At 43.6% G+C, this 3235-nt stretch carries 4 protein-coding genes; 3 read left to right on the top strand and 1 reads right to left on the bottom strand.

What is annotated here, in order from left to right; genetic code table 11:
• Window positions 1-217: 217 nt before the first annotated feature.
• Both AN944_RS20835 and AN944_RS20830 read left to right on the top strand, forming a co-directional pair.
• Window positions 218-958 carry a sulfite exporter TauE/SafE family protein gene (locus tag AN944_RS20835; protein WP_055026565.1) on the top strand — a complete coding sequence of 247 codons (741 nt, stop codon included), beginning with the start codon at window positions 218-220 and terminating at the stop codon, window positions 956-958.
• A 44-nt stretch (window positions 959-1002) separates the two neighbouring features.
• Window positions 1003-1782 carry a glycine betaine ABC transporter substrate-binding protein gene (locus tag AN944_RS20830; RefSeq protein WP_055026564.1) on the top strand — a complete coding sequence of 260 codons (780 nt, stop codon included), beginning with the start codon at window positions 1003-1005 and terminating at the stop codon, window positions 1780-1782.
• 60 nt (window positions 1783-1842) lie between these two features.
• Here the strand turns inward: AN944_RS20830 and AN944_RS20825 are convergent, their stop codons facing one another.
• On the bottom strand, window positions 1843-2766 hold the full coding sequence (locus AN944_RS20825) for a LysR family transcriptional regulator (protein ID WP_055026563.1): 924 nt from the start codon (window positions 2764-2766) through the stop codon (window positions 1843-1845).
• Window positions 2767-2982: 216 nt separating this feature from the next.
• Between AN944_RS20825 and AN944_RS20820 the strand changes: the two genes are divergently transcribed.
• Window positions 2983-3235 (top strand): putative quinol monooxygenase (locus tag AN944_RS20820; RefSeq protein WP_055026562.1); only part of this gene is annotated, 253 nt, incomplete at its 3' end.

The raw sequence follows: 3235 nt of genomic DNA, 5'->3' as shown, positions 1-3235 counted from the left end.
GGGTATCACGTGAACTTTGGCAAGCTCATATGGGCAACCAGCACCTTGCTGACTACATGACAGCAACCGAAGGCTCTGTCGCAAGTTTCACTGTCAACGAAGTGACCCAAATCGCTTAAGCCAACTTTGTATACCCCCTTATTTGAGTCAATGGCTTTAAAAGCTTTTTGCTCAAATACACTTGTTTTCATCTACGTATTTTCTTGGTTTACATATCATGATCACAGACCTTTGGTTTTATGTTGCAGCGATACCTGCCGTTTTTTTCTATGGCATGGGCAAGGGAGGGGTCGGCGGTATTTTGGGGATGCTATCGGTACCTTTGATGGCGATGAGCGTATCGCCAGTTCAAGCCGCTGCGATTTTATTACCATTATTGTGTGGTATGGATTTAATGGCGCTGTTTTACCACCGCAAGAACTGCAATTACGTCGAGCTAAAAAGTATGATGCCCTTCGCTATTTTGGGGGTGATGAGTGCTGCTTATTTTATGGGTAGTCTGTCAACATCTGTAGTTGAACTTATCATTGGGGGGCTGGCTTTGGTCTTTTTAACACAAAAGTTTCTGCTAAAGCAGGTTCAATTTAGCCACCCGATAAAGGGCTATGCCTTAAGTATGTTGTCTGGGTTTTCCAGTACAATTGCCCATGCCGGTGGTCCGCCTGCAAGCATGCATCTACTGCCAAAAAATCTGCCGAAAGAACAATTAATCGGCACCAGCGTAGTATTTTTCACGGTGCTTAACTTTATTAAGTTGATCCCATACAGCTATATGGGGCTGCTCGATATGCAAAACTTGATGACCTCGTTAGTTTTGGTGCCGATTGCGTTTTTAGGGGTTAGAGCCGGTGTGTGGATGGTGAATATCATCTCTCAAGAGTTGATTTACAAGATAAGTTATAGCGTTCTGTTTCTTACGGGAACCAAGATGCTCTATTCCGGCCTCACGGCACTTTAAATGCGATTTTAAAACCTCTTTTTCTTTTATCATAAGGACACGTTATGTCTAACATTATCAATCTCGGGGTTACCGATTTATCTTTTCATCGCGTTACTGCATCCATAGTTAGCCATGTCTTAACTGATATGGGTTTTCAGGTGGAACGTGTCTACGCACCACATCAAGAAAATTTCCAAAATCTAAAAGTGGGCCGTACCGACATGCTCTCTTCTGCCTGGTTACCTTCAAGCCACGGTATCTATAAATCCGATGTTGAAACGGTAGAGCCTTTGTTAGAGTTAGGTTTGCACTATAAACCATACGCTCTATGGGGGGTGCCCGATTATGTACCTGAGGAGGTTGTTTCACAAATCAGTGACCTATTAAAACCAGAAGTCGTTAAGCGCACCAACAAACACATTCAAGGTATTAACCCAGGTGCTGGCATTACCCGATTCTCTATTGAAATGATGGACCAATATGGATTAAGCGATGTGGGTTATCATTTTCACTCTGGTTCAGAAGAGGATTGCTTTGGTGCCTACGAACGTGCGGTTGAAAATAATGAGTGGGTTATTGTGCCATTGTGGAAACCACAGTTCTTGCACCACCTATTTACTATCCGTGAATTAAAAGAGCCCAAAGGATTATTGGGTAGCGTTGATCGCGCCATATTATTACTTCGACAAGAAAGATCAATCGTATTTACCCCAGCACAGTTGGCACAGCTAGATCAATTGCGCTTTTCAAATGAAATCATCGCAGAATTGGATTACAAGGTTTGCCGTGCGGGATTAGCGGTTGATGATGTGACTCGTGAGTGGTTGGACAACCATCAGTAGTTAAGACCATCACCGCTTTACTGAGGGCTGGCAATTTCCACGCCCTCACAACCTCAACAGTTAACCCAATAGAATCCCTTTGTCCTTCATTTGGATTAGAACCTGTTCGGCCTTTTCTCTAAGCATATCCCTTAATAGGCGGACGGTTGGGGTAATAGATTGTCGGCTTGGGCATATTAACCAAAGCTCAGTGGAAGTCGGTTTATAGTCTGCCATTACATTGACCACTTTCCCTGTTAGCAAGTCATCGGCCATATCGAGGCAAGACTTGATTGCTACCCCTTTCCCCGCCACACACCAGCGCCGAACAAGATCGCCATCATTAGATGCTCTGTTACCTTTCAGTTTTACCTTAATGTCCTCTTTTCCATCATTAAACAACCACTCATTTTGCAAAATATCATGTAACTGGTAAAACAGGGCATTATGTTCAAGCAGATCATCTGGCTCGGATGGAGTACCGTATTTTGCTAAATACTCCGGGCTGGCGCACAACAGCCTTGGCACATCACAAATTTTAAAACCGTACATACTCGCATCGGTTGGTGAGCCATAGCGCAGCGCCATATCAACAGAATCTCGATAAAAATCGATGTTGCTGTCACTGATACTGGAGCGAAGTGAAACGTCTGGGTAGTCCAACAAAAATTCATCAAGCCAAGGTGTGACCACATTTCGGCCCAAATCAGACGAAAGGGCGATGCGGATCTCTCCATCAATAATCCCTAGCTCTTCACGCATGTTCATTTTGGCTTTTTCAAGCATCTGCAACGCCTCTTCACACTGAGGCAAATAACGCTCGCCGGCAGAAGATAAGCGTAAATGACGAGTCGTTCGTACAAATAATTCAGCCCCTAATGATGCCTCAACACGTTTCACCGCGGCACTTGCCGTTGCCGTGCGCATATCCAGATTTGTCGCAGCAGCAGTGATGCTGCGAAACTCTGCGACTTTTAAAATGACCTGAAAATCCTCTAAGAGCATAACCGTTACCTTTTAATCAGTGTGTTAACAAAATCTGAAAATGACTATCCCTTTATATCGCACCACATGAAATATTAAAAGATTATTATCAAATTTTAATTGGTAGTTATTCAATTGATGGGCTGTTTTTCATTGGTAATGTTCGCACTATTATACCTCCATACCAACAACGCAGTGCGCTAAGCACGGCACTAACTCAGAACGAAGGAAACTCCTATGACTACATTAACGATTGTTGCAAACATCAAAGCCAATGACGACAAAATTGAACTTGTGAAAGCTGAGCTACTAAAACTTATCGAGATAACTCGTGCTGAAGAAGGTTGCATCAACTATGACCTTCATCAAGACAACGACAACCCAGCGCATTTTACTTTTTATGAAAACTGGGTATCACGTGAACTTTGGCAAGCTCATATGGGCAACCAGCACCTTGCTGACTACATGACAGCAACCGAAGGCTCTGTCG

Origin of the sequence: Shewanella sp. P1-14-1 (assembly GCF_001401775.1) — a bacterium.
Classification (GTDB): domain Bacteria; phylum Pseudomonadota; class Gammaproteobacteria; order Enterobacterales; family Shewanellaceae; genus Shewanella; species Shewanella japonica.
This window is presented reverse-complemented; position numbering and strand designations above follow the sequence as displayed.